Origin of the sequence: Mesorhizobium sp. M1322 (genome assembly GCF_040318085.1) — a bacterium.
GTDB lineage: Bacteria > Pseudomonadota > Alphaproteobacteria > Rhizobiales > Rhizobiaceae > Mesorhizobium.
The window spans coordinates 30,978-57,250 of sequence record NZ_JAMYLP010000012.1 but is presented as its reverse complement, the minus strand read 5'-3'; the positions used below and the strand labels follow the sequence as shown (position 1 = coordinate 57,250).

Below are 26,273 nucleotides of genomic sequence, written 5' to 3'. Positions count from 1 at the left end.
CGCCGTAAATTACGGCTGCAAGCATCCAACCGCAAGCGCCACGGCTTGGGCCAGCCCATCAACTTCCATTCCGCTGCCGCCTTCTGCGGCTTCCCCTGCAACTCTTCGCCGCCCTCGAACAGCGAAGGCTGGTCGACGGCTTCGACGGGAAACTGCTCGTCCCGACGCTTCGGCCACAGCCCGACAAGCCAGCCGGAAAAGTGCTCCATGTAGACATAGATGACCGGCGTAACGAACAGCGTCAGCGCTTGCGAAGCGACCAGGCCGCCGACCACATATCTGGCGTAACTCGCAGCCTCGTGCCGCGGGTTTGCCAACAGAATAGATAGAAGGCGCCAAAGGCAAAAAAGCGCCAAAGCCTGGCATTACGAAGATTTAATGTGCAGTGCACAATAAAACGGCAGCTAGCGAAGCATCGGCCACAGCGTCGCCGCCAGCAGCACGCCCATGGTGATGTTGAACCATTTAAGCCGCACCGGATCCGACAGAAAACCGCGCAGCGCCATGCCGAAACCTGCCCACACCGAAACGCTCGGCAGGTTGACGACGGTGAAGGCTATCGAGATCAACGCCACCGAGAGAAACGGATGCTCCGGAATGGCATAGACGGCCATGGCGGTGATCGCCATCACCCACGCCTTGGGATTGACCCACTGGAACGCTGCCGCATCGATGAACCGCATCGGTCGCGACTTCGCCTCGCCCTTTCCGCTGAGCGAACGCGACACGGCGATCTTCCAGGCGAGATAGAGCAGGTAGACGCCGCCGGCGATCTTCAATCCGGTGTGCAGCACCGGAAACGCTGTCAGCACCGCGCCGAGACCGAAGCCGACGGCAAGCAACAGCACGAGGAAGCCGATGCTGATGCCCAGCATGTGCGGAATGGTTTTGGCAAAACCGAAATTCACGCCCGAAGCCAAAAGCATGAAGTTGTTCGGGCCCGGCGTGATCGAAGTCACGAAGGCATAGACCAGCAGGGCAAGGAATGCATCGAGGGTCATGGCTTCCTCCCAAGCAGGTCGGCAATATTGTCTTTTTGGTTCAGGCGCACCAAAGGGCCACCCCGCGACGGCAGCCGGGCCAGAGGATCAGCACAAAAGCAACAGACAGGTGTAGACGGGCCAACGCGTTGGAGCCATAGCGCCGGACGGTTTACATCCCTTGCGGGCCGCGATTCATCGCCGCCACCCCGGTCCGGCAGATCTCGACCAGGCCGAGCGGTTTCATGATGGCGATGAACTGGTCGATCTTGGAGCCCTTGCCGGTGATCTCGAAGATGAAATGCTCTGTATTGGCGTCGATGACGCTGGCGCGGAAGGCATCGGCCAGCCTCAGCGCCTCGACGCGACCTTCGCCGGTGCCGGCCACTTTCACCAGCGCGAGCTCCCGCTCCAGCGGCCGGTCCTGGCCGAGCTCGTGCGAGCGCACGGTGAGATCGACGACACGGTGCACCGGCACGATGCGCTCGAGCTGGTGCTTGATCTGCTCCAGCACATGCGGCGTACCGCGCGTCACGATGGTGATGCGCGACAGGTGCTTCTCATGCTCGGTTTCGGAGACCGTAAGGCTCTCGATATTGTAGCCGCGTCCAGAAAACAGGCCGATAACGCGGGCAAGCACGCCCGGCTCATTGTCGACCAGCACGGAGAGCGTGTGAGTCTCCGGCTTTTCCGTTTCCTTGGCGATGAAGTAGGCTGAGCCGGTCGGTTGAAGCTGTGCGTTCATGACATGAATCTCGATTTCAAACTTTTGAGCTGTTTCTCTGTTTCCACACGGCTTCTTCCGACAGCCCTGCCTCGGCTTGGGGCGTTAGGCGTCACACCAGTTCCCTGCCCTTGGCGTCGATGGCGTTGGCCACCGCCTCGTCGGTTGCCTCGTCCGGCAGAAGCATCTCGTTGTGCGCCTTGCCCGACGGGATCATCGGGAAGCAATTGGCAAGTGTCGCCACCCGGCAGTCGAAGATCACCGGCTTCCTCACCGAGATCATCTCCTTGATCGCGTCGTCCAGCTCGTCCGGCTTCTCGCAACGAATGCCGTGGCCGCCATAGGCTTCGGCAAGCTTGACGAAATCCGGCATCGCCTCGGTGTACGAATGCGACAGCCGGTTGCCGTGCAGAAGCTGCTGCCACTGCCGCACCATGCCCATATACTGGTTGTTGAGGATGAAGATCTTGATCGGCGCTTCGTGCTGCACCGCCGCGCTCATCTCCTGCATTGTCATCTGCACCGAGGCGTCGCCGGCAATGTCGATGACCAGCGCATCGGGGTGCGCGATCTGCACGCCGAGCGCAGCCGGCAGGCCGTAGCCCATCGTGCCGAGCCCACCGGAGGTCATCCAGCGGTTCGGCTTCTCGAAATGATAGTGCTGCGCCGCCCACATCTGGTGCTGGCCGACCTCGGTGGTGATGTAGGTATCCATGTCCTTGGTCAGCGCGTAGAGCCGCTGGACGGCATATTGCGGCATGATCACGTCGTGGTTCATCTTATAGGCGAGCGAATCCCGCGCCCGCCATTTCGCGATCTGCTCCCACCAGGGGTGCAGCGCCTTCTTGTCGGCCTTGGCGGTCGCTCGCCATAGCCGCACCAGATCCTCCAGCACCCGGCCGACATCGCCGATGATAGGCACATCGGTGTGAACGTTCTTGTTGATCGACGACGGATCGATGTCGATATGGATCTTCTTCGAGTTCGGCGAGAACGCGGTGAGCCGGCCGGTGATGCGGTCGTCGAAGCGCGCGCCGATGCAGACCATGACGTCGCAATCATGCATCGCCATGTTGGCTTCATAGGTGCCGTGCATGCCCAGCATGCCCATCCAGTTCTTGCCCGACGCCGGATAGGCGCCAAGGCCCATCAGCGTCGAGGTGATCGGGAAACCGGTCAGATCGGCCAGTTCGCGCAGCAAATGGCTGGCTTCCGGACCGGAATTGATGACACCGCCGCCCGTATAGAGGATCGGCCTTTTGGCGTTGGCCATCAGTTCGACCGCCGCCTTGATCTTTTCCAGGTCGCCCTGGACCTTAGGCTGATAGCTCGTGCGCGGCGCCGTCTGCGGCGGCACATAGATCCCCTTGGCGAACTGCACGTCCTTGGGGATATCGACGACGACCGGACCGGGACGTCCTGTCGTTGCCACGTGAAAGGCCTCGTGGATGATTGCCGCGAGCTCGTTGACGTCCTTCGCCAGCCAATTGTGTTTGGTGCAGGGCCGCGTGATGCCGATCGTGTCACACTCCTGAAAGGCGTCCGAGCCGATCAGCGAGGTCGGCACCTGACCGGTCAGGCAGACCAGCGGGATCGAATCCATCAGCGCATCCTGCAGCGGCGTCACCGCGTTGGTGGCTCCCGGCCCCGATGTCACCAGCATGACGCCGGCCTTGCCGGTCGAGCGCGCATAACCCTCCGCCGCATGACCCGCGCCTTGCTCGTGACGGACGAGGATGTGCTCAACCTCGTCCTGTTGGAAGATTTCATCATAGATCGGGAGAACCGCGCCGCCCGGATAGCCGAAAACATGCTTGACGCCGTTGTCCTTCAGCGCCTGCACCACCATTTCGGCGCCAGTCATTTCGGTCCTTGACATTTCGGTTCTTGGCATTTCGCGCCGCTCGTTCTGTCCACTGCTCATCGGTCTGGTCCCGTACTGTCCGCCATCGGGCGATTGCTGGTCGTTTAGTCGTATTTCGGGCAATAAAAAAGGCCCCCGAGGGAGCCTGTGTCTGCGCATGGGAGGTTTTTGCCCGGCGGTTACACCGCCTTGCCCACGCGCTTTCCTACTACGAGAATGAGTGCCGTTTTCATGGTGGCGGACAATAGAATTGGTTTTGCGCCGCTGTCAACGGCGAATGTGACACGATGCCAGGCGGCGGTACATTCGCCCGTTGTGCAATCCGCGCGGCATTTGCGCCGCGCGGGGTCTTCCGTTTTCAGGCATTCAGCACCACGCCCCTCGCCTTGGCCCAGCGCTCGACGATCTTGCGCTCCTCGAGCGAGGCGAGACGGTTGCCGAAACCGCGCACCTGCACTGCACGGTTTTGCGGGTCGAGCTCGATCGTCAGCAACCGCTCGACTTTGCCGAGCGCTGTGCGCCGCAGCACCCAGATCGAGGCGTTGCCGGCAATGCATTTGGCCGCGTACATCGAGACGCAATGATGCATCGCTCGGCTCTCGGCAACCAGATCCTCGGCTGTCTTGAGTTGGCGAACGAAGAAACGCTCGCCATGCGCCTTCGCCTCCTTGGAGGATGGCTGCCATTCCCAGTCCTCGAGGCGCGAGCCGTCCCAGGCGCGGCCCTGCGACTGCATTCCGTCAGTACGCGGAGCCCGCCCGGCAGCGCGGCGGCGCATTGCCTCGATGCGTTCGATCGCGGCAACGTCGCGGTGCCACTCCAACATTTGCCGACGCAGCGAGGCGAGCGTACGACCCTTCAGGATGTATGCTGCGTCGCGCTGGTGCATCGCGCCAATATAGTCGCACAGATCATGGATCTCCTCCTTCGACGCGGGATGCCCGCAGAAGAACCGCGTCACCTCGCGCCAGAAGACCAACTCCCCGCGCGGCGTGCGCGCGATTTTCGTTCGCGCAAGGCGTGCGGCCAATCCCGGATCATCCGTATGGGACCGGGCGATCGCCAACCAGAAAGCCTCATCGAACGAGAAGTCGCCGGACACATTCAGGAAGCAATGCACCTCCTTGCGCGACAGCCATGCATTGGCGCCGGCCTTGTACAGCGAGTCGCCACGCGCGACCGCGATATACCAGGCCTTTCGGAGCGCGATCTCGTTAGCATCCAGGCCCGAACTGTCGAGCCAGATGCCTTCGAGCGCCGCCGAAACCGGGTAACGCGCAAAGAGATGGCGCGCGGCAGCCAGCCGCAAGCGCGCGCGGTCGCGCGTCTTCAGCTTTGGACGCCACAGCGCACCGTCGCGGATCGCCATACCGGCAAAGCCCCGGCGTGCGTCGTCAAGCGCCCGCTCGAAATCCGGAGCGGGACGCGCGACGGGAGAAACCCGCCGCAGCGTTATGGCATATGCTTCAATGCGTTCGCGCTCGGCTTCCTGCCTGCGCTGGATCATGGACTTCGCCATGGCCGTTCTTCCTGATTGGTACCCTGTCAGCCGCACGCAATTCCAGCGTCGGCACGGAATGTGTCGATCTGGGTTGCCGGATCATTGACAGGGTCTCCTTTCAGGAGGACGGGTTAGGAATGGGCGGTTCTCTAAGCCCGCAGCAAACTTGACGCAAGAGTCATTCTTTCAACGTTTACAATGGTCTGATGGTGTGTTGCAAAGGTGCAACTTTGGTTTCAGCCAGCAACGATTGTCGGCGGGGAACTCTCGGCTTGCCGGTGCGCGCGAAATGTGGGGCCAATGGTTCGCCGCCGCGCGGACCAGCGCACGCCAGAATTTTTGCGATAAGCCATTGAAACCACGCCAAACTATTTGACGACGTGACGCGGCGCGCAGTTTGCCGCGATACTCCGGTCAACCGGGCTGGGAGGGTCCGGCAAAGCCATAATGACGACCAGGACTTCACGGGAGGAAATTTGATGCTCGACAAGGCCCCAGCCAAGAAACTGTCCGACCTGCTCGACCAATTCGGCGCAGCGCTTGCCGCCGGCGACGTCGACAAGGCAGTCGGGTGCTTTCAGGAAGACTGCTATTGGCGCGACCTGGTGACCTTCACCTGGAACATCAAGACCATGGAAGGTCGCGACCAGGTGCGCGACATGCTGATGAGCCAGCTGGCGAAGACAAGACCTTCGAACTGGGCGATCGCCAAGGGCGAAGACGCTACCGAGAGCGACGGGCTGCTCGAAGGTTGGATCAGCTTCGAAACGGAAGTTGCGCGCGGCTTCGGCCATATCAGGCTGAAGAACAGCAAGATATGGACGCTCCTCACCACTATGGTCGAGCTGAAGGGTCATGAGGAACCCGCCGGCTTCGCCCGGCCGTTGGGCGCCAAGCATGGCCACGGCAAAAATCGTCCAACCTGGAAGGAAGAGCGCGAGAAGGAAGCCGCCGAACTCGGCTTTGTCCGTCAGCCCCACACGCTCATCATCGGCGGCGGCCAGGGCGGCATCGCGCTCGGTGCCCGGCTGAGGCAACTCGGCGTGCCAACCATCATCGTCGAGAAGAACGAGCGTGCCGGCGATTCATGGCGCAGGCGCTACAAGTCGCTCTGCCTGCACGACCCGGTCTGGTACGATCATCTGCCCTATATCGACTTCCCCAGGAACTGGCCGGTCTTCTCGCCCAAGGACAAGATCGGCGACTGGCTGGAAATGTACACCAAGGTCATGGAGCTGAACTACTGGTCCTCCACGGAGGCCAAGAGCGCCACCTATGACGACGAGAAAAAGGAATGGACGGTCGTCGTCCATCGCGGTGGCAAGGACATAACGCTGAAGCCGAAGCAGCTGGTGCTGGCCACCGGTATGTCAGGCCGGCCCAATATCCCGAACTTCAAGGGCATGGAAAATTTCAAGGGCGATCAGCACCATTCCTCGAAACATCCCGGTCCGGACAGCTACGTTGGCAAGAAGGTCGTCGTCATCGGTTCGAACAATTCCGCGCATGATATCTGCGCCGCACTCTGGGAAGCCGGCGTCGACGTCACCATGGTGCAGCGCTCGACCACGCATATCGTCAAATCAGATACGCTGATGGATATCGGGCTCGGAGCGCTCTATTCGGAGCAGGCCGTGCAAAACGGCATGACCACGGCCAAGGCCGATCTCATCTTCGCCTCCCTGCCCTACAAGATCCTGCACGGATTCCAGATCCCGCTCTACGAGGAGATGAAGAAGCGCGATGCTGCCTTCTACGAGGGACTGGAAAGGGCCGGCTTCATGCTCGACTGGGGTGAGGACGGCTCCGGCCTGTTCATGAAATATCTCAGGCGCGGTTCCGGCTACTACATCGACATCGGTGCCTCCCAGCTCATCATCGACGGCGCCATCAAGCTGAAGAGCGGGGTCGACGTGGCCGAGATCAAGGAACATTCGGTCCTGCTCAGCGACGGCACCGATCTGCCGGCCGATGTCATCGTCTATGCCACCGGCTACGGTTCGATGAACGGCTGGGCGGCGGAGCTGATCTCGAAAGATGTCGCCGACAAAGTCGGGAAGTGCTGGGGTCTCGGCTCGAACACCACCAAGGACCCCGGTCCTTGGGAGGGCGAACAGCGCAACATGTGGAAGCCGACGCAGCAGGAAGCACTCTGGTTCCATGGCGGCAATCTGCACCAGTCACGCCACTATTCGCAGTTCCTGTCGCTGCAGTTGAAGGCGCGGCACGAAGGCATTGCAACGCCGGTCTACGGGCTGCAGCAGGTCCACCACGCGGGATAGAAATTCGGGGCTGTCACCGGGACTGGCCGATGCGCTTCCAGTAGAAACGCGTACCGCTCAGTCCGCCATGCGGTTTCAATGCATAGTCCGGTATCTCACCGGCAAACGTGAAGCCCAACCTCTCATAGAGGCCGGAAGCGCCCTCCTCTGTCGCTGTATCCAGCACCAGCAGTGTGCGGCCCTTCTCGACAGCGAGGCTTTCGGCCGCCCGCATCAGGCGGGTGGCCACGCCTTTGCCGCGATGATCGACGCGGGTCATCAGCTTGGCGATCTCGGCCCGGTGCGCCTGGTTGGGGGGACAGTCGAGCAGCAAGGTAACGGTGCCGATCAGAGCCTCGCCGTCCCAGGCACCGAGCACTGCTCTTTCGCCTCTTGCAGCCGCAATAAGCGACTTGCTCCAGAAGGCGCCTGCCAAGTCCGGCGCCAGCGGATGCATGAAACTGACCGATCCACCGGCCGCTACCGTCTCGATCAGCATATCGACCAGCATTGCATGCGTTTCCGCAGTTTGTGTCAGCGCCTTGATTTCGATGGTACTCATGCGTGCAAGATCCCTGGAGCGAGATGAAAATCGCTGTGAATGCGTGAGCGTCGGTCGGGCCATAAGATGCGGCCTGTCATCAGCCTCTGGCCAGCGCGACCAGATAGTCGGCGGCGTCCGGTCCCGGAGCGTGGAAGCTGCAATCCGACGGCGCGCCAAGCGCCAGGCAGTCACCCGGTTCGAGACCGTGCACGATATCGCCCTCGGTGAATTCCAGCCGTCCGGAGATCAGCCAGATCTGCTGTCTGATGAAGGCATAGGACGCTGCCGGGAAGCTCACCTTGGCCCCCGCCGGCAATTGGACCCGGATCAGTTCGAGCGGCATATCCGAGACCGGCGAAAGATGCCGCCGGACATAGCCTGTGGCGGGATCGCGCCAGAGCGGCTGGTCGCTTTCGCGAAGCAGCCCGCCGCCTTGCAGTTCGGCCCGCGCGATGAGGGTGGAAAGCGTCATGCCGAAGGCCGCGGCGATGCGCACGAGAAGTGCTGCGGTCGGGCTCGTCTTGCCGCGCTCTATCGTGCTGAGCATGGCTTTCGACACGTCGGAGCGGTCCGCGAGCTCCGCCAGCGACCAGCCCCTCAACGCTCTTTCGGAGTGTATTCTCCTGCCGATGGTCGAGGAGATATCGTTCGCTATATCAGTCATTCATCCGGTATATCGAAATCGTCGGGTCGAGCAAGGGGCCGATCAATTCATTTTTCACGAATGGCTTAATGGCCCTTACACCATCCGGCCTCACCCCACCTTAACCCCATCGATGTAAGGTTGGTCGCCTGGGGAAATGGGAAACAGCCTGTCCATGTTCGTCGACCGCGAAGCCTCCGTCGGAGAGCCGACTTTACAGGAGCGCCGCAAGGCGGAGCAGAACGACAAGCGCATTCTGGGCAATGTCGTCCAGTGCGACGGCGCGCGCGCCACCATCAGCGCCCATGCCACCGATGTCGAAGGCACGGTCACCGGCCATTGGAGCGTCGGCAAGATGATCTCCATCAACCTTGGCGCCACGCGAACCGTCGGCCTGGTCTACGAGATCGGTAAGTCGGATCGCGCCTGGAGCAATGCGGGCCAGAACCCGATCGAGGTCAGTATCGAGCTCATCGGCGAGGTTCGCGACGGCGCCGAGCCCGACGCCAAACCGATTTTCGACCGCGGTATCACCACCTATCCGCATATCGGCGCCATCGCCCACCGCATCCGCAGCCGCGACCTGCAGGCGGTCTATGATCTCGCCGGACGTCATACGATCACCATCGGAACGCTGTCACAGGATGAGGCGATCGACGCCAACATCGCCATCGACGACACCCTGGCGCGCCATTTCGCCATTGTCGGCACCACCGGCGTCGGCAAGTCCACCGCCGTCTCTCTGCTTTTGCGCAAGTCGATCGCCGCCCGGCCGGACCTGCGCGTTCTCATCCTCGATCCGCACAACGAGTTCGCCGCGTCCTTGCCCGAGCACTGCGTCAGGGTCGATTCGACGACGCTGGACCTGCCCTTCTGGATGTTCAAGCTCGAGGAATTTGCCGAAGTGCTGTTTCGCGGGCGCGAGACCGTGCCGGAAGAGGTCGATGCTTTGCGCGATCTCATTCCCGCAGCCAAGAACCTGTATCGCAACCCGAATTCCGGCACCTATCTCAGGCGTGGCACTGATGCACTGACCGCAGACACCCCGGTGCCCTATCGCGTTGTCGATCTTATCAAGCAGATCGACGAGCGAATGGGCCTGCTGGAAAGCAAGAACGACCGCCCCATCCTCAAATCGCTGAAGACGCGCATCGAATCGGCAGCCTCGGATCCGCGCTACCGCTTCATGTTCAATTCGCGGCTGATCGAAGATACCATCCACGAGACGATCGGCAATATTTTCCGCGTGCCGCATCACGGGCGGCCGGTGACCTGCTTCGAGATGGCCGGCATGCCGTCGGAAGTGGTCAATTCCGTCTGTTCGGTGCTGGCGCGGCTGGCCTTCGACCTTGCACTGTGGAGCGAAGGCCGGCTGCGGCTGCTTTTGCTGTGCGAGGAAGCGCACCGCTACATGCCGGCCGATCCGCGCCTTGGTTTTGCGCCGACCCGACACGCCCTGTCGCGCATCGCCAAGGAAGGCCGCAAATATGGCTGTTATCTCGGTATCGTCACGCAGCGCCCGGGCGAACTCGATCCCACCATCCTGTCGCAGTGCTCGACCTTTTTCGCCATGCGGCTCGCCAACGAGCAGGACCAGGCGATCATCCGCTCGGCGATCGCCGATTCCTCGGCCTCGACGCTGGCATTCCTGTCTTCGATGGGCCAGCGCGAAGCCATCGCCTTCGGCGAGGGCGTGGCGACGACCATGCGGCTGAAGTTCGAGAAAATGTCCGATGAGCTGATTCCAGGCACGGCCAAGCGCGAGGAAGCCTTGCCGTCCGAAATGGGCAATGATGTCGACCTCGTGGCGATCGTCGAAAGGCTGCGCAACGTGCCAAAACCACAGCAGGCGATGGCCTTCGCCGAAGTCGTGGATTCCGGCCGACAGGCCGGTGATCGCGACTACCGCAAGCCGCCCGTCCCTCGCGTCCAACCCGACGACGATTTCGACATGCGCTATGGCCTGAAACCCGCAACCTTCGGCCTGCGTCCGCAGAACGATTGAGCCGGACGGCTTTAGCCTGTGAGGCTAATGCGCTTCCAAAGTTAAAGCCTTGTCCCCTAAGAAACCGGGGCAATCCCGGAAGGGAATTCATCAGGCCGGATCGAATGACGTGGCTTTCGAGAACCCGGAGCGGAGTGGACATTTGAGTCCATGAGCACCGGAAGTCGAGAAAGCTGCGTCAGTCGGCCGGCCTCATGAATTCTTCTCCGGGATTTCAGGCGCAGACGCGGTTGCGGCCTTGCCTCTTGGCCTCATAAAGCTGGCGGTCGGCGCGGCGATAGAACTCTTCGGCGGTTTCCTTACGGTCCCACACGGCAAGGCCGACGCTCGTGGTGATCTTCAGCCGGACATTGCCGGACAGTATAGACATGTTGGCAATTGCTTTGCGGATGCGCTCGGCGAATTTGGACAGCAGTTCGGCGTCCATGTTGGGCGTGACCACTGCGAACTCCTCGCCGCCCAGGCGCGCCACCACGTCGTGATAGCGTGTCATGTCCTTGAGACAGCTGGCAACCGCCCGCAACACCTCGTCGCCGACATCATGGCCGTGGGTGTCGTTGACCTGCTTGAAATGGTCGAGATCAAGGATCATCAGCCCGACCGGCTTCTCGATGCGGCGGAATTCCTCGAGATATTCCTTCAGTGCATCGTCGAAATAGCGCCGGTTCTGCATACCGGTCAGGCTGTCGGTCAGCGCCGCATGCTCCAGCGTTTCCGAACGGGCGCTGAGCGAGACCGTCATGGCGCGCAGCTTGCCTTCTTCCGTCGCCTGCTTGCGGATCAGTGGGTAGATGAAGAAAATGCCGAAGAACAGGGCAGTCGCCAAAAGAACGCCAGTCCCAAACAATAGCTTGTTGAGATAGATGATCTCGTCGACCCTGGCGGGTTTGTGAACCTCTTCGGCGAAGGCTTGCAGAAGCCCATAGGCGTGAAGCGTCACCAGGCCGGCGGCCAGGATCACGAAGATGAAGACGAAAAAGGCTGATTCCGCCTTGTGAAAACGCATCTGCTCCCCGTTGGAAAATTCCCAAAGACGTTATGGCATGGACGGGCTTACGGAGGGTTAATTAGGGCAACTTCGACGGGAAGTCTCCCCTCAAAATCAACTTTTCAGGTTGCACTGGAGGGGTCCCGAGATCGTGGATTCCACACGATCACCATGGCGCAATTTCAGCCATTCCGGACCCAACTGATGCCTGAACCAGGTCGCCTGGCGCTTGGCATATTGTCGCGTCGCGATCTTCGCGCGCTCGATCGCTTCGGGAAAACTCAGCTTGCCGCCCATAGCGGCCTGGAGTTCGCGAACGCCGATCGCTTTCATCGCCGGCGAGTCGGGATCGAGACCAAGCTCGGTCAGCCGCCTGACCTCGTCGAGAGCGCCCTTCTCCAGCATGCGGTCGAACCGCGCCTCGATCCGCTCCACGAGCTCCGCTCGGTCCGGTTCGATTACAAAGAAACGCGTGCTGGCCCTGTCGATCAGTGGACGGCCGCGCGCCGCCTGCCATTCCAGGATGGAACGGCCCGATGCGTCGAGCACCTCCAGCGCCCGCACGATGCGCTGGCCGTCGGTCGGCTTCAGCATCATGCCGGCTGCGGAATCCTCGCGCAGCAGGATGCGGTGCAGCTTGGCTGCGCCCTGCTCCTGGAGTTCGTAGCGCCAGCGATCACGGATCGACTGCGGAATGTCGGGCATTTCCGAAATGCCTTCCGCAAGCGCCCGAAAATAAAGCCCCGTACCACCGGCGAAAATCACCGGCCGTTCGAGGAACGCGCCGTCGTCGATGAGCTTCGTCACGTCGCGCAGCCAGGCGCCGGTGGAATATGCGGTGGAGGGATGGACATGTCCGTAGAGAAAATGCGGAACGTGAGCGAGTTCGGCAGCAGTCGGTCGCGCCGTCAGCACGTCGAGCACCGAATAGACTTGCATGGAATCGGTGTTGACGATGACGCCGCCATTGCGCTCGGCGAGCTCGAGCGCAAGGGCGGACTTGCCGCTGGCGGTCGGCCCGGCTATCAGGACCGCGTTCTTAACGCGGCCCTCGCCCGCCTGCCCGCCGGAATTTTCGATGCCGCTGATCGCCACGCTTGTGTCCCATCCCGCCGGCCGCGCATTGTCGCCGGCGCTTGCGAATATGGCGTCACGGTCGGTCGGCGCAAGCACTGTTCGCTGGCTGGCCGAAGGCATCGCCTGTGAATTCGCTTTGCCCGAGACGGCCGAAGCCGCTGAAACGACCGCCAGCCTGCGCGCCGTGCTCGCACCCGAACCGGTCGACGTGATCGTCCAGTCGGCCGAGGGAAGGCGGAAGAAAATCCTCATCGCCGATATGGATTCGACTGTTATCGACCAGGAGTGCATCGACGAGCTCGCCGACGAGATCGGCGTCAAGGATTACGTCGCCGCCATCACGGCGCGGTCGATGAATGGCGAGATCGCTTTCGAGCCGGCCTTGCGCGAGCGGGTGGCGCTGCTGAAAGGCCTCGACACTGCCGTGGTCGACCGCGTCATCGCTAACCGCTTGACGCTGGCCTCCGGCGGCCGCGCGCTTGTCCAGACCATGCGGGCCAATGGCGCATGGACTGCACTCGTGTCGGGTGGCTTCAACGTCTTCACCTCACGCATCGCCGCCATGCTCGGCTTTCAGGAGAACCGCGCCAATCGCCTGATCGAGCAGGACAGCCGCTTCACCGGGCTGGTGGCCGAGCCGATCCTGGGGCGTGCCGCCAAGGCCGATGCGCTGCTCGAGATTTCGGCGCGACTGGGGCTGACGACCGCCGACGCCATTGCTGTCGGCGACGGCGCCAACGACCTCGACATGATCCGCCTTGCTGGCGCCGGTGTCGCACTTCATGCCAAGCCTGTCGTAGCGGCGGAGGCAAAATTCCGCATTGACCACGGCGACCTGACCGCGCTTCTCTATCTGCAGGGCTACCAGCGGGAGGAGTTTGTGGAGTGACGCCGATCCGCACCGAGCGCCTGATCCTGCGCAACTGGGAGGATCGCGACCGCGAGCTCTTCTACCGCATCAATTCCGACGAGCGCGTCATGGAATTCTTTCCATTTCGCTGAGACCGCGCTGCCGCGGACGCCAAAATGGACGAGTTCCGCGCCTGGATCGCCGAGGACGGCTACGGTTTCGCTGCCGCCGAGATAGTTGAAACGCGCCAATGCATCGGCTTTGTCGGCCTCCTCGACACCGATCATTTGCCCTTCCTGCCTGCCGGCACAGTCGAGATCGGCTGGCGGCTGGCGCCCGAATTCTGGGGGGCATGGCTATGTCACAGAGGCAGCCGAAGCCTGGCTCGCCTATGGCTTCGAAACCCTTGGTGTCGACGAAATCGTGTCCTTCGCCGTCAGGGATAACAGCCGGTCCACCGCCGTCATGGAACGCCTGCGCATGATCCCCGACCCGGCCAGAGATTTCGACCACCCCGGCATTCCGGACAGCCACGCCGCGCTCAAGCGGCATGTGTTCTACAGGCTGACAGCCAAGGACTGGCGAGCAAGAAAAAAGGCGGCTCGCTAGCCGCCCTTTTCCCTCAAAATCAGAGTGCTGCAGCCTTTACCGGACTCAATCCATTCGGATCGTCACAAACCGCAATTCGCCGGTCTTCGACGCCAGCATCAGCAGCGCATTCTTGCGTCCCTGCTCCTTCAACGCAGCAATCCGGTCCATGACATCCTTGGGCGTTGCGACCGATTCCTGAGCGATCTCGGTGATCACCTCGCCGGCCTGGATGCCGCGTTCAGCAGCGGCCGAATCCTTGGTGACATCGGTGATGACGACGCCGGAGACTTCGGCGGCGATGCCGAATTTCGTCCGCGTCTCGTCGTTGAGCTCGCCGACGGTCATGCCGAGCACGGAAGCCGTCGAAACGGCGGGCGCCTCATCGCCATCATCATCCTTGTCGGCGGTGCCATTCTCGCCGCTGGCAAGCTTTTCGCCATCTTCGAGCCGGCCGAGCGTCACCTTCACGGTCTGCTCGACACCCTTGCGCACGATGACCACGTCGACAGCCTTGCCAACCGTGCTTTCCGCGACGACGCGCGGCAGGTCGCGCATTTCATTGACGTCCCTGCCGTCGAACTTGATGATGACGTCGCCCGCCAGGATGGTGCCGTTGTCGACAGGCCCGCCCTTGATGACGCCGGCGACCAGCGCACCCTTGGCGGTGGCCATGCCGAGGCTTTCGGCAATGTCGTCCGTCACCGGCTGGATGCGCACGCCGAGCCAGCCGCGCCGCGTCTCGCCGAACTGGCGGAGTTGGTCGACGACGCCCAACGCGAGCTGCGAGGGAATCGAAAAACCGATGCCGATCGAGCCGCCGGACGGCGAGATGATCGCCGTGTTGATGCCGATCACCTCGCCATCGCTGTTGAACAGCGGTCCGCCGGAATTGCCTCGGTTGATCGCCGCATCGGTCTGGATGAAGTCGTCATAGGGACCGGAATTGATGTCGCGGTTGCGGGCCGAGACGATGCCGACCGTCACCGTGCCGCCGAGGCCGAACGGATTGCCGATCGCCATCACCCAATCACCGACACGCATCTTGCTGGAATCGCCGAATTTCACCGCCGTCAGTTTGTGCCCTTTCGGATCGACCTTCAGCACCGCCACGTCGGTCTTGGTGTCGGTGCCGACCAGCGTCGCCTTCAGCGTCACGCCGTCGGAGAAATTCACCTCGATGTCGTCGGCATCGGCGATCACGTGGTTATTCGTCACCACGATGCCCTCCTCGGCGTCGACCACGAAACCGGAGCCCAGCGACTGCACCTTTTGCGAGGGGTTGCCCTGTTCGCCGGGACGGTTCTTGAAGAAATCGTCGAAGAAATCCTGGAAGGGCGAGCCCTCCGGAAGCTGTGGCATCGGCACCGCGCCCGGGCCTTCCGTGCCCTTCACCCTCTGTGAGGTTGATATATTGACCACGGCGCCGAGCAGGCCCTGCGCGAGATCGGCGACCGAAGCCGGGCCGTCGGCGGCGGCCGTCGGCGTCACCAGCGACGGGACGGTAGCGGCGCCGATAAGAAGTGCTGCAGCACCCGCGGTGAACGTCCGCCTCGCCGCGCGCAATAACCTGTTGGATGTCATCGAGAAGTCTCCCGGTGTCTCTGAAAAGAAAAGCGCTCGCCGAAAACGCTGCGTCGAACCATGTTGGCAAGAAATACGGCACGTTTGCGGCTGTGGCTATCGGCGGAGGATAAATCCTCCGTTATCCCGAAATCATAAACCGTCATCCACCCCGCACCAGCCAGACGAGGCCGACGCCAACGGCGATGGCAACCAGCCCGGCGAGCCGCAGCGCATTCTCCGGCATCGACAGAACTTCGCCGGCAAGTTTCTTGGCGAGGCCGGGAAAGCCGCCATAGACCAGGCCCTCGACGACGAGAACCAAGCCTATTGCCGCCAGAAAATCCTGCACCGGCCGTTACTGGCCGGTGCCTGGCTGCGCTGCCGGTGCAGCAGGTGCAGGGGGTGCTGCTGCACCAGGCGTTGCTGATGCAGCAGGCGCTGCCGGCGTCTCCGCGCCGGAGGGATTGCGGAAGAAACGGAAGAATTCCGAATTCGGCGACAGCACCATCGTCGTCCCGGTACTGTCCAGTGCCGTGCCGTAGGCATTCATCGACCGGTAAAAGTCGAAGAAGGCTGGATCGCGCTGGTAAGCATTCGCGAAGGTGGCGCTGCGTTGAGCTTCGCCTTCACCGCGCAGGATTTCAGACTCTCTCCGTGCCTCGGCGACGATCTCCACCACTTCGCGATCGGCACGCGCCCTGATGCGCTGCGCCGCCTCGTTGCCGCGCGCCCTCAGCCGCTCGGCTTCGGCCAGACGCTCAGCCTTCATACGGTCATATGTCTGTTGCGAGACTTCCGCCGTCAAATCGGTTCGGCGAATACGGACATCCTCGATCTGAAGGCCGAGCGAAGTGGCGTCGGGCCTCAACTGATCGCGCACTTCACGCATCATCACGGCTCGCTCTTCCGAGAGCGCCGCCTCGAAGTCGCGCAAACCGTAAACACGGCGCAAGGCGGCGTCGAGACGCGTCCTCAACCGTGCCTCGGCCAGTTCGATCTGGCCGGACACCGCGGAGCGGAACACGCGCGGATCCGAGATCCGATAGGCGATGAAGGCGTCGACCTCATAGAACTTGCCGCCTGAAACCTGAACGCGGATGTTGTCGAGGTCGAAGCGCAGCACCCTGTTTTCGATCAACTGCACGCTGTCGGCATCGAAGAAGGCGAACGGCGCCTTGAAATAGATGCCCGGCTGGCTCTTGACGTCGACGATTTCGCCGAACCTGAGCACCAGTGCCTGCTGGCGCGCATTGACGACGAAGACCGACGAATAGAGCAGGAACAGGATAACCGCGGCGATAACGGCGATGATGGGAAGACGGTTGGCCATCACTGGGTTCCTCCGAGGACCGGCGCCGGCGCCTTCTGCTGCAACGCAGGCAGCGGCAGATAGGGAACGACCCCTGGTCCGCTGCCTTGCTCGATAATGACCTTGCTGGAATCCTTCAGAACCCTCTCCATCGTTTCCAGATAAAGCCGCTGGCGCGTCACATCCGGCGCCTTGGCGTATTCGTCATAGACCGAGATGAAGCGCTGCGCCTCGCCTTCGGCCTCCTGCACGACCCGGTTCTTGTAGCCGGCCGCCTCCTCGCGGATCTGTGCGGCCTCGCCGCGCGCCTGGCCGAGCTTCTGGTTGGAATATTGGTTGGCCTGCTCGACAAACTTGTCCTCGTCCTGTTCGGCGCGCTGCACCTCGTCGAAAGCGTCGGCCACTTCGCGAGGCGGTGCGGCGTCCTCGATCGAAATCGCGTTGACGTTCAAGCCGGCCTTATAGCCGTCCAGCGTCGTCTGGATGATTTCACGCACGGACGCCGCAATGCCCTCGCGATCATCGCGGAAGATGTCTTGCGCCGGCCGCCGACCGACAGCTTCACGCATGGCGCTTTCGGCGACTTGCCGCAGCATGCCGTCTGGATCGGACACGTCGAACAGATAGGCCCTCGGATCGGAGACCTGATAGGCCACAGAGAACTGGACGTTGACGATGTTCTGGTCGCCCGAAAGCATCAGCCCTGAACCGTTGCCGGAGGCCGTGCCGCCGCCGATGTTAACGAGTTGTTCGGCAATGTTGGCCGTCTCGACCGTCTCAATGGGCCACCAATGGAAATGCAGGCCTGGCTGCGAGAACTCCGCCTTTGGCACGCCGAATCTGAGTTCGACCGCAACCTCGTCGGGCTGCACGGTATAGACCGCCTTGAACGCCCACAGCACTACAAGCGCCGCCGCGATCAGCCCGAACACGGCAGGGCTGGCGCCACCGCCACCCGGCAAAGCGCGCCGCAACCTGTCCTGGCCACGCCGGATGATATCTTCGAGATCGGGAGGCGAGCCCTGCGGACCGCTAGGCCCCTTTGGTCCCTGCCCCCAAGGTCCTGGATTGTTGCCGCCGCCCCATGGGCCGCCGCCTCCGCCGCTTTTGTCATTCCAGGGCATGAATGTCCTTTCGCTCCCTCACGCGCCGGCCTGATGACGCAAAATCCAGTGTTGTTCTTCTATAGGGATGCGACGGCACGCTTTCAACGCGATCGGTCGTCGTCACCGTCCGTTTTGGACCGTCGCGACCCTTTAATGTCTCTCAATGCACGTCACGGCGTCGCTCGTAAACCGAATAGCGTGTCGCATGACTGTCCTTTTCACCAACCGGAACGTCCTGCGAGCGAACAATGTGCCACAAATCCGGGTCGATCGGCGGGAAATGCGCGTCGCCGTCGACCGCGGCAAGGATATGGGTGACATGCAAGCGGTCGGCCAGCGGCAGCGCCTGGGTATAGATCTCGCCGCCGCCGATGACGCAGATTTCGTCGGCGCCGGCCATGCAGCGCCCGCGCACTTTCGCCAGGCTGATCGCCTCGTCGAGCGAATGCACGATTTCGACGCCCTCGGCGCGCCAGGCCTTGTCGCGGGTCACCACGATGTTGAGCCTGCCCGGCAGCGGCCGGCCGATACCTTCATAGGTCTTGCGGCCCATGATAATAGGTTTGCCCATCGTGTCGGCCTTGAACCGCTTGAGATCGCTGGAAAGCCGCCACGGCAAACCGCCATCGCGCCCGATCACGCCGTTTTCGGCGATGGCGACGTAGATCGCGACGTCCATCAGCCGCCACTCCCGCCATCGCCGGAAGGCGCCAGCAGCAATATGTCGATGTCGTGCTCAGGGTAGAAATTCTCTGCCGTCATCTCGAAACGCGTCGGCCCGACTTTCCTGACGTTTTCGCCACAGAACGAGACCATGTTCTTCGGATCGCCCTTGTCGATGGTCAGCTTGAACTTGCCGATGGCGCCCGTCGCCCAGTTGCCGCCGGTGGTCAGGATATAGGCGATGCGGTTTTCGAAATATCTCGGAGTGCCGTCGGGATTGCCCTTCGCCGCCTTGCGGATCGCATTCTCGAACGTGCCGTCCATGCAGTAGCGGGTCTTGTAGGCGGCGTATTGGCCCTGGAACTGGCCGTCATAGAAGAAGCTGACCGAGGACGTGCCGCCGACGCTCGGTTTGTAACGATGGGCGACGTGGACTGCCCTATTGGCTGGAAAGGTCGAGCGCCACCAGTAGGTCGAGCGCAATTGCCAGAACGGCACATAAACGGTCTTCATCCCTGAACCGTCGTCGGCGGTGTCCTCGATGATGAGGCCGCGATCGACCCAGTCGTCGGCAACCGCTTGCGGCAGCTTTGCCAATGCCTCCCTGGCCGCGTCGCCGAACGGGTAGAACGGCACGTTTTGCGCCTTCAAATCGGCGCTGATGTCGATGCCGAGTGCAAACGCCTTCTGCTCGAGCTGCGGTTTTGCCGCCACGCCCTCGATCGTCACCTCGAAGCCGAGGAAATTGTCGCTCTGGCCGTCGGGGATCGCCGGCATCTCGTTCGGATCGCCTTCGATGTCCGGCATCGGAAAGGCGACGATCGCGTCGACATCCTTGTCGGTGTTGTTGCGGAAGACATAGTCGACCGTCACTTGTCCCGGCGAGATGTAGAGGTCCTCACTCTCCATGGCGACCGCGTCGCTGCGCGACAGGATCAGGCCGCCCGTCCCCAATTCGGCGATCGAATCATTGGCGAATACGGGCGTGGCCGAGAGCGCCAGCGCTGTGGTCAGGACATAGCGGAACATGGAAGCTCCTTTTGGCGAGATGCCGGATGACTCTATCGCACCGGCCCCAATATCGGAATCGATTTTCGGAAAGCACGATGCGGGGATTTAAGGTGTTAGAGCGTACTTTGTGCGTCCAATTGGCCGCACATCGCTCTAGCCGTTTCAATGTGGAGTTTCAAAGCCCTTCCGCCCACTCGTCGGCGCTTGCAAGGCTCGTCTGGACACCGACGCTCCGATCGGGCAGGAGTTCGCCCATGCGCAAGCTTCTCGTCATCGGCATCGGCGCCGGCAATCCCGACCACATGACCGTGCAGGCCATCGACGGCTTGAACCGCGCCGACGTGTTGTTCATTCCCGACAAGGGCGCGAAGAAGAACGATCTCGCAGAACTGCGCCGCCAGATCTGCGACCGATTCGTCACCAATCCAAACTCGCGTCGCGTCGAATTCGACGTGCCGGTGCGGGCCGAGCCGGCACCCTCCTATCGCTCGACCGTCGATGACTGGCACGAGGCGATCGCCGCGATCTATGAAAGCCTGATCCACGAGGAGCTTTCGCAAGATGGCTGCGGCGCCTTCCTGATCTGGGGCGATCCCTCGCTCTACGACAGCGCGCTGCGCATCCTGGAGCGTGTGCGCATGAGAGGCAATGTCGGGTTCGAGCTCGAGGTGATCCCCGGCATCACTGCTGTCCAGGCGCTCGCCGCCGGCCATAAGATCGCGCTGAACCGCATCGGCGACGCAATTCAGATCACCACCGGCCGCCGGCTTACCGAGGAAGGTTTGCCCGACAATGCCGGCAGCACCGTCGTCATGCTGGACGGCAAATGCGCCTTCAACACGCTGGACGACAAGGACCTCGTCATCCATTGGGGCGCCCATCTCGGCACGCCCGACGAGATTCTCATTTCCGGTCGCCTCGGCGATGTCGGCGACGAGATCGTGAAGACTCGCGAAGAAGCCCGGCGCAAAAAAGGCTGGATCATGGACACTTATCTGCTGCGCAAGCCCGGCGAGCCGGAGGAGTAGGCTCGGCCGGTACAGATTCCGCCAATCTCATCCAGCATCGATCTCCGCCTGTAACGCTTCCATATGCGCCGCCGCGGCGAAAGCCGCAGCCCGTTCGATGGCGCGAAAGCGACTGACCACCGCAAGCCCCACCGGCGTCAACTGGGCGCCGCCGCCCTTTTTCCCGCCGGTCTGCGCCGCAACCAGCGGCTTGCCGAACACCCGGTTCATGTCCTCGACCAGATCCCAAGCGTGTTTGTAGGACATTTCCATGCCGCGCGCCGCAGCCGAGATGGAGCCGAAGGCGGCGATCTGCTCAAGAAGCTCGATCTTGCCCGGCCCGATTCGCCCTTCAGGATCGAGGTTTATCCGCAAGCTCAGCGACGGCATTTGCTCCTCCGAAGTCACGCCCCATCCTAGAAGCTCTTCGGCGATACCGCTATTCTAAAATGATATAGCGACATCATCCGCCGGTCATCCATCCGCCTCGACAGGCAAGCCGACGCTTGTGTTCGCCCGGTCGAAGCTCACCGTCTTGATCACCGCGTAGACGTTTCGGCCGGGCCGGAGTTTCAGCGTCTGTCGCGATTGCTCGGTGACCCGGGCAAGCACGGTTGCGCCATTGCAGTCTATGCCGATCTCGACCGTCGGCCCCTCGCCCGGCGCTATCGCCACGATCATGCCCGGCAAGATATTGAGCGCGCTGAGACCCGTCGGCTGTTCGGTGGCGATCATCACATCGCGGGCACGGATGCGGATGCGCACCGGAGCACCGACCGGCACTGCCAGAAGCGGCACGCGGATCTCGCCCGCCGCCGAGCCAAGAACGGTCATGCCAAAGACTTCATCGTGGCGCAGCACCGCGGTGTCCAACACCGCGCCGCCCTCGCCGCGCTCTTCCGCCGGCAACAGGTCGAGCCGCTGCATGATCGCCCCGGTCGGGCCGCAAGCAGCGACTTTGCCTTGCGCCAGGACCACCACATCGCTTGCCAGCCGCGCCACTTCCGAGACCGAGTGGCTGACATAGACGATCGGGATTTTCGTCTCGTCGCGCAGCCGCTCGATATAAGGCAGGATTTCTGCCTTGCGGGCATCATCGAGCGAAGCCAGCGGCTCGTCCATCAGCAACAATCTGGGACTGGCGAGCAGCGCCCGGCCGATCGCCACGCGCTGTTTCTCGCCGCCGGAAAGCTTTGCCGGACGCCGGTCGAGCAAAGGGCCGATGCCGAGCAGGTCGACCACGGCATTGATGTCCGCATAGCGTTCCGCCGTCGGCGTGAACCAACGGCCGAAGCGCAGATTGCTCGCCACGCTCATATGCGGAAACAGCCGCGCATCCTGGAACACCATGCCGATGCGGCGCTTGTGCTTCGGCACGAACAGGCCCGCATCCGTATCGACCAGCACGCGGCCGTCGGCCTCGATCCGCCCCTTCTCGGGCCGGATCAATCCGGCAATCATATTGATCAGCGTCGTCTTGCCGGAGCCCGAGGGCCCGAACAGCGCGGTCAGCCGCCCGGCGCTCTCGAAGCGGGCGTCGACCTCGAAATCGCCAAGCCGATGGCTGATGTCGACCACGACCTTCATTCGATGTCCATCCGCTTGCCGACGCGCCGCGCCAGCACCTCCGACGCGACAAGTGCTCCCATCGAGATGATGAACGAGATCAGCGTCAGCCTGAGCGCGCCGGCATCACCGCCCGGCACCTGCGTGAACGTGTAGATCGCTGACGGCAGCGTCTGCGTCACGTTGGGGATGTTGGAAACGAATGTGATCGTTGCGCCGAACTCGCCCATCGCCTTGGCGAAAGACAAGATCGCGCCGGTAATCAGGCCGGGCAGGATCAGCGGCAGCGTGATCGTCCCGAATACCCACAGCGGATTGGCGCCAAGCGTCCCGGCCGCCGCCTCGACTCTCCGGTCGACCGCCTCGATCGACAGCCGGATCGCCCGCACCATCAGGGGAAAACCCATGACAGCGCAGGCCAGTGCGGCTCCCGTCCAGCGAAAAGAGAAAACAATGCCGAAATGCTCGGCCAGAAACGCCCCGGCCGGGCCGCGCCTGCCGAAGGAGAGCAGCAGCAGATAACCGATAACCACCGGCGGCAGGATCAACGGCAGATGCACCAGCCCGTTGAGCAGCGTCTTGCCCCAGAATTGGCCACGGGCGAGCACAAGCGCGATCAATATGCCGGGCGGCAGGCTGGCGATCATCGCCACCGTCGCCACCTTGACGGACAGCCGGACCGCATTCCATTCGTCGGGAGTGAGGTCCAGCAGCCAGTTCATCTTTTGGCGTCGTGCCTCAGTTGCTCGGCGTAAGGACGGTAAAACCCTGCGCCTTGAAGAGTTCGCCAGCCTTGGCCGACTGCAGGCATTTCAGGAATGCCGGCGCATCCTTGTCCTTCGAATCCGCCATCTCGGCAACCGGGTAGACGATCGGCGGATGCGAATCCTCCGGGAAGGTGCCGATCACTTTGACGCCGGGCTCGGCATGCGCGTCGGTGGCGTAGACGATGCCGAGCGCCGCCTCACCGGTCGAGACCAGCTTGAGCGCTGCGCGCACGTTCTCGGCCTGTGCCACCTTGCCTTCGATCGAGGACCAGACGCCGAGCGATTCAAGTGCGGCCTTGCCATATTTGCCGGCCGGCACCGCTTTGAAATCGCCCATGGCAAGCCTGCCGTCGCCGATCAGCCCGGCAAGATCAAAACCCTTTTCGATCCTGGTTTCGACCGGCGAGTCCTTCGGCGCCACCAGCACGATCTGGTTGCCGAGCAACTTCACTTCGGTATCCGGCTTGGTCAGTTTCTTGTCGGATAGATATTTCATCCAGTCGAGGTCGGCTGAGATGAAGACGTCGGCTGGCGCGCCGGCCTCGATCTGCTTGGCCAATGCGGAGCTTGCCGCATAGGAAATGGTCGCTGCCTCGCCGACATCGGCCGCGCAGGCGGTGTTCACGGCATCCAGTGCGTTCTTCATGCTTGCGGCGGCGAAGACGATCAGCCTGTCATCCGCGTGGGCAGCCGGCATAGCGGCGATCAACATCGTCGTGAGACCGCCAATGGCGGCCGCCTTCAATCCGAAACCCTTACGCACCAGCATGAACTCTCCTGGGGCCTGAAAAATCTGGCCGGCGCGAGCCCTGCCAATCGATATATCCACCTGAATATAACAACGGAAGGGCTTTTGCCAGACTTAGCCCGGAACAATGGTCCAGCCAATAGCCTTGTGTGGTGCTGCCACCGCCTGCGATAAATAGCGGTGGATACAGCGCAACGTTGCAGGCCGATGCCGTGGATCAAAGCATCGGATACGGTGGTCGCGGCGGACGGGCACAGCGCAACAGCCGAACGATTTCGAAACAAGGTAGGTAGAAGCCCGACGTTTGCGGCTCACACCGCGATCGGCGCCTTGATCGTCGCATCGGCGAGGTAGTTTTCCAGCCGGAAATCCTCGAAGCGGAAGGCAAAGAGGTCCTTCACCTCCGGATTGATCCATAACGTCGGCAGCGCCTTGGGCGTGCGCCGCAACTGTTCGCGCGCTTGCTCGAAATGGTTCGCGTAAAGATGCGCATCGCCCAGCGTATGGACGAAATCGCCGGGCTTCAGCCCCGTCACCTGCGCCACCATCAATGTGAGCAGCGCATAGGAAGCGATGTTGAACGGCACGCCGAGAAAGATATCGGCGGAACGCTGGTAGAGCTGGCAGGAGAGCCTGCCTTCCGAGACATAGAACTGGAACAGGCAATGACAGGGCGGCAGCGCCATGGCTTCCACTTCGGCCGGGTTCCACGCCGAAACGATCAGCCGTCGGGAATTAGGATTCTTGCGTATCTCCTTCACGAGATTGGCAATCTGGTCGATGGTGCCGCCATGGCCGTCCGGCCAGGAGCGCCATTGCTTGCCATAGACCGGGCCGAGGTCGCCATTCTCGTCGGCCCATTCGTCCCAGATCGAGACGCCGTGATCGTTGAGATATCTGGTGTTAGTGTCGCCGGCCAGGAACCACAGAAGTTCATGCACAATCGACTTCAGGTGAAGCTTCTTGGTAGTGGTGACCGGAAAGCCGCGCGCAAGGTCGAAGCGCATCTGATAACCGAACACCGAGCGCGTTCCGGTGCCGGTGCGGTCGCCGCGATCGGCGCCGTTTTCCAGCACGTGCTTCAAAAGGTCGAGATACTGGCGCATCGGCTTCGGCTCGATTCGGGTTACCGGCCACCATAACCGACTGGCTGCCGGCCGAACATGTCAAAGTACAGGATGTTCCAACAGGCGACTACATTGTGGGCTGGCGCGGAAATCGCGCCAGCTTTCCGCCTGATACAGGATGATTATCAGAGGCTGGCGAGCTTACCCAGATTTTTGGCGACCAGGTAATAGAAGGTCACGCGGCTCTTGGTGTTATCGGCCTCCATCGCCTTGCAAGTCTTTTCGATGGCCGCGTCCGCCTTGCTGCCGTCGGCGACGCCAAGCTTTTTGGCAACCCAGTTGGCCTTGACGCGATCCAGTTCCTTGGGATCCGTGCAGGACACCAGCGAGGAATCCCGATTCCTGAGCGCAATGCCCAAATGCTTCACGATCTTGGCGACCGCGTCGGCATCTGCCGCGGCGTCGTACTTCTTCACGTCTGCGAGATAATCGGCCATCAAAATTCCCCTCCTCAGCGGCACGGGATTCGGTCGATGAGGGCTGTGGCGCGCTGCCGCAAATGTGCGCTAATCGGTAACTCCTCACCACCGCAAAGCTTCGGTTGAGACCGTTGACAAGTCAAGTCTTCCGCGATGCTGTTTGACACAGCGGACAAAGCATCATTGAGGCCTTTCATTTTCCACGATCGGTCCCTATATCTGTTTCGTCGGCTCGACCGACTATGGCGATAAACAGGCGATGAAATAAGCCGTTCGGACCCGGGGGCGGTACCCGGCGCCTCCACCAAAAACCGCTCTTATAAGAGCGGCTTTTGCTGGGGGCGAAATAGGATCGACGAAGGTGTAAAGATCGTACTTTTGCCCGGCATTGTACCACCGTTATCGGGCTAAACTTATAGTTGCCAACGACAACTATGCGGAAGCACGTCTCGCCGCGTAAGCGGTGCGACAGCTTCAATTCAAGCCCTAGTGGTTCGCACTTCTAGGCGGGGTTCGGAGGTACCTGGCAACAGAAACCTCCACTTCTCCCCCTCGGATCCCCATCTCCCCCTCTATATTGTGACGGCAGTAGGCTTGCTGGCCGCGCTTCTTGTGCTGCGCCGTCGCGATGCTGTTTTGCCGGCAAACGCGGGCGGCCGCATTCATCCAAAGGAAAATGCAAAACGATTCCGATCAATTCTTCTTGCTGACCGGCGGTCCCGGTTCCGGCAAGACCACATTGATCGAAGCCTTGCGGTCGGCCGGCCTTGCCACCTCGCCGCCGAACGCTTCCGCTACGCCAGTCATGTCTTCATCACACCGCCATGGTCGGAGATTTTTCGGCAGGATAGCGAGCGAAAGCAGACCCTCGACGAAGCCGAACGCACCTATCATGCGCTGGCCGATATGAGCTGGTCCTGTTGCCCTTAGCGCCGGTCGAGGCGTGACTTGCGATTCGT

The 26,273-nt window shown here is 62.0% G+C and carries 25 protein-coding genes, 1 other RNA gene and 2 pseudogenes; 7 read left to right on the top strand and 21 right to left on the bottom strand.

The window, feature by feature from the left end:
- Nucleotides 1–68: 68 nt before the first annotated feature.
- The 5 genes and pseudogenes from NKH12_RS30565 to NKH12_RS07240 form a co-directional block, all read right to left on the bottom strand.
- A pseudogene (locus tag NKH12_RS30565) lies at nucleotides 69–275 on the bottom strand (hypothetical protein); the annotation flags it as partial.
- Nucleotides 276–404: 129 nt separating this feature from the next.
- Nucleotides 405–1,001, bottom strand: coding sequence for a LysE family translocator (locus NKH12_RS07255; protein ID WP_352952517.1), 597 nt, complete (start codon nucleotides 999–1,001; stop codon nucleotides 405–407).
- A gap of 151 nt (nucleotides 1,002–1,152) precedes the next feature.
- Entirely contained in the window at nucleotides 1,153–1,725 is a 573-nt protein-coding gene (gene ilvN, locus NKH12_RS07250) for an acetolactate synthase small subunit (protein ID WP_029351349.1), read from the bottom strand.
- A 91-nt stretch (nucleotides 1,726–1,816) separates the two neighbouring features.
- Nucleotides 1,817–3,628, bottom strand: coding sequence for an acetolactate synthase 3 large subunit (locus tag NKH12_RS07245; protein WP_352952516.1), 1,812 nt, complete (start codon nucleotides 3,626–3,628; stop codon nucleotides 1,817–1,819).
- A gap of 298 nt (nucleotides 3,629–3,926) precedes the next feature.
- Complete coding sequence (locus NKH12_RS07240) at nucleotides 3,927–5,087, bottom strand: PcfJ domain-containing protein (RefSeq protein ID WP_352952515.1); 1,161 nt, start codon at nucleotides 5,085–5,087, stop codon at nucleotides 3,927–3,929.
- A gap of 461 nt (nucleotides 5,088–5,548) precedes the next feature.
- Between NKH12_RS07240 and NKH12_RS07235 the strand changes: the two genes are divergently transcribed.
- The gene (locus NKH12_RS07235) at nucleotides 5,549–7,351 is read left to right on the top strand and encodes an NAD(P)-binding domain-containing protein (protein WP_352952514.1); all 1,803 of its coding nucleotides are present in this window, start codon (nucleotides 5,549–5,551) and stop codon (nucleotides 7,349–7,351) included.
- 13 nt (nucleotides 7,352–7,364) lie between these two features.
- Here NKH12_RS07235 and NKH12_RS07230 read toward each other — a convergent pair whose 3' ends face one another.
- On the bottom strand, nucleotides 7,365–7,892 hold the full coding sequence (locus NKH12_RS07230) for a GNAT family N-acetyltransferase (protein ID WP_352952513.1): 528 nt from the start codon (nucleotides 7,890–7,892) through the stop codon (nucleotides 7,365–7,367).
- Between the two features lie 79 nt (nucleotides 7,893–7,971).
- Nucleotides 7,972–8,538 carry a helix-turn-helix domain-containing protein gene (locus NKH12_RS07225; RefSeq protein WP_352952512.1) on the bottom strand — a complete coding sequence of 189 codons (567 nt, stop codon included), beginning with the start codon at nucleotides 8,536–8,538 and terminating at the stop codon, nucleotides 7,972–7,974.
- 154 nt (nucleotides 8,539–8,692) lie between these two features.
- Here NKH12_RS07225 and NKH12_RS07220 point away from each other — a divergent pair, with 154 nt between their 5' ends.
- Nucleotides 8,693–10,522 carry an ATP-binding protein gene (locus NKH12_RS07220; protein WP_352952511.1) on the top strand — a complete coding sequence of 610 codons (1,830 nt, stop codon included), beginning with the start codon at nucleotides 8,693–8,695 and terminating at the stop codon, nucleotides 10,520–10,522.
- Between the two features lie 214 nt (nucleotides 10,523–10,736).
- Here the strand turns inward: NKH12_RS07220 and NKH12_RS07215 are convergent, their stop codons facing one another.
- Together NKH12_RS07215 and miaA are read right to left on the bottom strand one after the other, a co-directional pair.
- The gene (locus NKH12_RS07215; RefSeq protein WP_352952510.1) at nucleotides 10,737–11,528 is read right to left on the bottom strand and encodes a GGDEF domain-containing protein; all 792 of its coding nucleotides are present in this window, start codon (nucleotides 11,526–11,528) and stop codon (nucleotides 10,737–10,739) included.
- A 96-nt stretch (nucleotides 11,529–11,624) separates the two neighbouring features.
- On the bottom strand, nucleotides 11,625–12,599 hold the full coding sequence (miaA, locus tag NKH12_RS07210; RefSeq protein WP_352952557.1) for a tRNA (adenosine(37)-N6)-dimethylallyltransferase MiaA: 975 nt from the start codon (nucleotides 12,597–12,599) through the stop codon (nucleotides 11,625–11,627).
- Here miaA and serB point away from each other — a divergent pair.
- Both serB and NKH12_RS07200 read left to right on the top strand, forming a co-directional pair.
- On the top strand, nucleotides 12,589–13,476 hold the full coding sequence (gene serB / locus NKH12_RS07205) for a phosphoserine phosphatase SerB (RefSeq protein ID WP_352952509.1): 888 nt from the start codon (nucleotides 12,589–12,591) through the stop codon (nucleotides 13,474–13,476). The genes miaA and serB overlap by 11 nt on opposite strands.
- Nucleotides 13,473–14,046 (top strand): annotated as a pseudogene (locus NKH12_RS07200) (GNAT family N-acetyltransferase). The gene serB and the pseudogene NKH12_RS07200 overlap by 4 nt, the downstream one beginning before the upstream one ends.
- A 45-nt stretch (nucleotides 14,047–14,091) precedes the next feature.
- On the opposite strand, the gene NKH12_RS07195 reads toward NKH12_RS07200, so the two are convergent.
- From NKH12_RS07195 to NKH12_RS07170, 6 genes are all read right to left on the bottom strand, one after another.
- The gene (locus NKH12_RS07195; RefSeq protein ID WP_352952508.1) at nucleotides 14,092–15,609 is read right to left on the bottom strand and encodes a DegQ family serine endoprotease; all 1,518 of its coding nucleotides are present in this window, start codon (nucleotides 15,607–15,609) and stop codon (nucleotides 14,092–14,094) included.
- Between the two features lie 142 nt (nucleotides 15,610–15,751).
- On the bottom strand, nucleotides 15,752–15,940 hold the full coding sequence (locus NKH12_RS07190) for a DUF2065 domain-containing protein (RefSeq protein WP_352952507.1): 189 nt from the start codon (nucleotides 15,938–15,940) through the stop codon (nucleotides 15,752–15,754).
- Between the two features lie 6 nt (nucleotides 15,941–15,946).
- On the bottom strand, nucleotides 15,947–16,921 hold the full coding sequence (hflC, locus tag NKH12_RS07185; RefSeq protein ID WP_352952506.1) for a protease modulator HflC: 975 nt from the start codon (nucleotides 16,919–16,921) through the stop codon (nucleotides 15,947–15,949).
- Nucleotides 16,921–18,024, bottom strand: coding sequence for an FtsH protease activity modulator HflK (hflK, locus tag NKH12_RS07180; RefSeq protein WP_352952505.1), 1,104 nt, complete (start codon nucleotides 18,022–18,024; stop codon nucleotides 16,921–16,923). The genes hflC and hflK overlap by 1 nt, the downstream gene beginning before the upstream one ends.
- Before the next feature lie 142 nt (nucleotides 18,025–18,166).
- Nucleotides 18,167–18,685, bottom strand: a complete 519-nt coding sequence (locus NKH12_RS07175) for a dihydrofolate reductase (protein WP_352952504.1) — start codon at nucleotides 18,683–18,685, stop codon at nucleotides 18,167–18,169.
- Nucleotides 18,685–19,698, bottom strand: coding sequence for a DUF4424 domain-containing protein (locus NKH12_RS07170; RefSeq protein WP_352952503.1), 1,014 nt, complete (start codon nucleotides 19,696–19,698; stop codon nucleotides 18,685–18,687). The genes NKH12_RS07175 and NKH12_RS07170 overlap by 1 nt, the downstream gene beginning before the upstream one ends.
- A gap of 236 nt (nucleotides 19,699–19,934) precedes the next feature.
- Here NKH12_RS07170 and cobF point away from each other — a divergent pair, with 236 nt between their 5' ends.
- Nucleotides 19,935–20,708: a precorrin-6A synthase (deacetylating) gene (gene cobF, locus NKH12_RS07165; RefSeq protein ID WP_352952502.1), complete on the top strand. Its 774-nt coding sequence runs from the start codon at nucleotides 19,935–19,937 to the stop codon at nucleotides 20,706–20,708.
- A 27-nt stretch (nucleotides 20,709–20,735) separates the two neighbouring features.
- On the opposite strand, the gene NKH12_RS07160 is transcribed toward cobF, so the two are convergent.
- The 6 genes from NKH12_RS07160 to NKH12_RS07135 form a co-directional block, all read right to left on the bottom strand.
- Nucleotides 20,736–21,077, bottom strand: coding sequence for a winged helix-turn-helix domain-containing protein (locus NKH12_RS07160; protein ID WP_352952501.1), 342 nt, complete (start codon nucleotides 21,075–21,077; stop codon nucleotides 20,736–20,738).
- Nucleotides 21,078–21,161: 84 nt separating this feature from the next.
- Nucleotides 21,162–22,274, bottom strand: coding sequence for a molybdenum ABC transporter ATP-binding protein (gene modC / locus NKH12_RS07155; protein WP_352952500.1), 1,113 nt, complete (start codon nucleotides 22,272–22,274; stop codon nucleotides 21,162–21,164).
- Nucleotides 22,271–22,975 (bottom strand): molybdate ABC transporter permease subunit, encoded by a 705-nt coding sequence (gene modB, locus NKH12_RS07150; protein WP_352952499.1) that lies wholly within the window; start codon nucleotides 22,973–22,975, stop codon nucleotides 22,271–22,273. Before modB ends, modC begins: the two co-directional genes overlap by 4 nt.
- A gap of 16 nt (nucleotides 22,976–22,991) precedes the next feature.
- Entirely contained in the window at nucleotides 22,992–23,789 is a 798-nt protein-coding gene (gene modA, locus NKH12_RS07145) for a molybdate ABC transporter substrate-binding protein (RefSeq protein WP_502910760.1), read from the bottom strand.
- Nucleotides 23,790–24,079: 290 nt separating this feature from the next.
- On the bottom strand, nucleotides 24,080–24,874 hold the full coding sequence (locus tag NKH12_RS07140) for a thymidylate synthase (protein WP_352952498.1): 795 nt from the start codon (nucleotides 24,872–24,874) through the stop codon (nucleotides 24,080–24,082).
- A 146-nt stretch (nucleotides 24,875–25,020) separates the two neighbouring features.
- The gene (locus NKH12_RS07135; protein WP_352952497.1) at nucleotides 25,021–25,332 is read right to left on the bottom strand and encodes a DUF2853 family protein; all 312 of its coding nucleotides are present in this window, start codon (nucleotides 25,330–25,332) and stop codon (nucleotides 25,021–25,023) included.
- A 169-nt stretch (nucleotides 25,333–25,501) separates the two neighbouring features.
- Here NKH12_RS07135 and ssrA point away from each other — a divergent pair.
- Both ssrA and NKH12_RS07125 read left to right on the top strand, forming a co-directional pair.
- Nucleotides 25,502–25,858, top strand: a transfer-messenger RNA (tmRNA) gene (gene ssrA, locus NKH12_RS07130).
- Between the two features lie 50 nt (nucleotides 25,859–25,908).
- Nucleotides 25,909–26,244 (top strand): AAA family ATPase, encoded by a 336-nt coding sequence (locus tag NKH12_RS07125; RefSeq protein WP_352952496.1) that lies wholly within the window; start codon nucleotides 25,909–25,911, stop codon nucleotides 26,242–26,244.
- The last annotated feature ends 29 nt before the right edge of the window (nucleotides 26,245–26,273 follow it).

Coding starts and splice junctions, on each gene's coding strand:
- NKH12_RS07255 (WP_352952517.1), bottom strand. CDS start 1,001: ATGACCCTCGATGCATTCCTTGCCCTGCTGGTCTATGCCTTCGTGACT.
- ilvN (WP_029351349.1), bottom strand. CDS start 1,725: ATGAACGCACAGCTTCAACCGACCGGCTCAGCCTACTTCATCGCCAAG.
- NKH12_RS07245 (WP_352952516.1), bottom strand. CDS start 3,628: ATGAGCAGTGGACAGAACGAGCGGCGCGAAATGCCAAGAACCGAAATG.
- NKH12_RS07240 (WP_352952515.1), bottom strand. CDS start 5,087: ATGGCGAAGTCCATGATCCAGCGCAGGCAGGAAGCCGAGCGCGAACGC.
- NKH12_RS07235 (WP_352952514.1), top strand. CDS start 5,549: ATGCTCGACAAGGCCCCAGCCAAGAAACTGTCCGACCTGCTCGACCAA.
- NKH12_RS07230 (WP_352952513.1), bottom strand. CDS start 7,892: ATGAGTACCATCGAAATCAAGGCGCTGACACAAACTGCGGAAACGCAT.
- NKH12_RS07225 (WP_352952512.1), bottom strand. CDS start 8,538: ATGACTGATATAGCGAACGATATCTCCTCGACCATCGGCAGGAGAATA.
- NKH12_RS07220 (WP_352952511.1), top strand. CDS start 8,693: ATGTTCGTCGACCGCGAAGCCTCCGTCGGAGAGCCGACTTTACAGGAG.
- NKH12_RS07215 (WP_352952510.1), bottom strand. CDS start 11,528: ATGCGTTTTCACAAGGCGGAATCAGCCTTTTTCGTCTTCATCTTCGTG.
- serB (WP_352952509.1), top strand. CDS start 12,589: ATGCCGCTGATCGCCACGCTTGTGTCCCATCCCGCCGGCCGCGCATTG.
- NKH12_RS07195 (WP_352952508.1), bottom strand. CDS start 15,609: ATGACATCCAACAGGTTATTGCGCGCGGCGAGGCGGACGTTCACCGCG.
- hflC (WP_352952506.1), bottom strand. CDS start 16,921: ATGGCCAACCGTCTTCCCATCATCGCCGTTATCGCCGCGGTTATCCTG.
- hflK (WP_352952505.1), bottom strand. CDS start 18,024: ATGCCCTGGAATGACAAAAGCGGCGGAGGCGGCGGCCCATGGGGCGGC.
- NKH12_RS07175 (WP_352952504.1), bottom strand. CDS start 18,685: ATGGACGTCGCGATCTACGTCGCCATCGCCGAAAACGGCGTGATCGGG.
- NKH12_RS07170 (WP_352952503.1), bottom strand. CDS start 19,698: ATGTTCCGCTATGTCCTGACCACAGCGCTGGCGCTCTCGGCCACGCCC.
- cobF (WP_352952502.1), top strand. CDS start 19,935: ATGCGCAAGCTTCTCGTCATCGGCATCGGCGCCGGCAATCCCGACCAC.
- NKH12_RS07160 (WP_352952501.1), bottom strand. CDS start 21,077: ATGCCGTCGCTGAGCTTGCGGATAAACCTCGATCCTGAAGGGCGAATC.
- modC (WP_352952500.1), bottom strand. CDS start 22,274: ATGAAGGTCGTGGTCGACATCAGCCATCGGCTTGGCGATTTCGAGGTC.
- modB (WP_352952499.1), bottom strand. CDS start 22,975: ATGAACTGGCTGCTGGACCTCACTCCCGACGAATGGAATGCGGTCCGG.
- modA (WP_502910760.1), bottom strand. CDS start 23,789: ATGCTGGTGCGTAAGGGTTTCGGATTGAAGGCGGCCGCCATTGGCGGT.
- NKH12_RS07140 (WP_352952498.1), bottom strand. CDS start 24,874: ATGCGCCAGTATCTCGACCTTTTGAAGCACGTGCTGGAAAACGGCGCC.
- NKH12_RS07135 (WP_352952497.1), bottom strand. CDS start 25,332: ATGGCCGATTATCTCGCAGACGTGAAGAAGTACGACGCCGCGGCAGAT.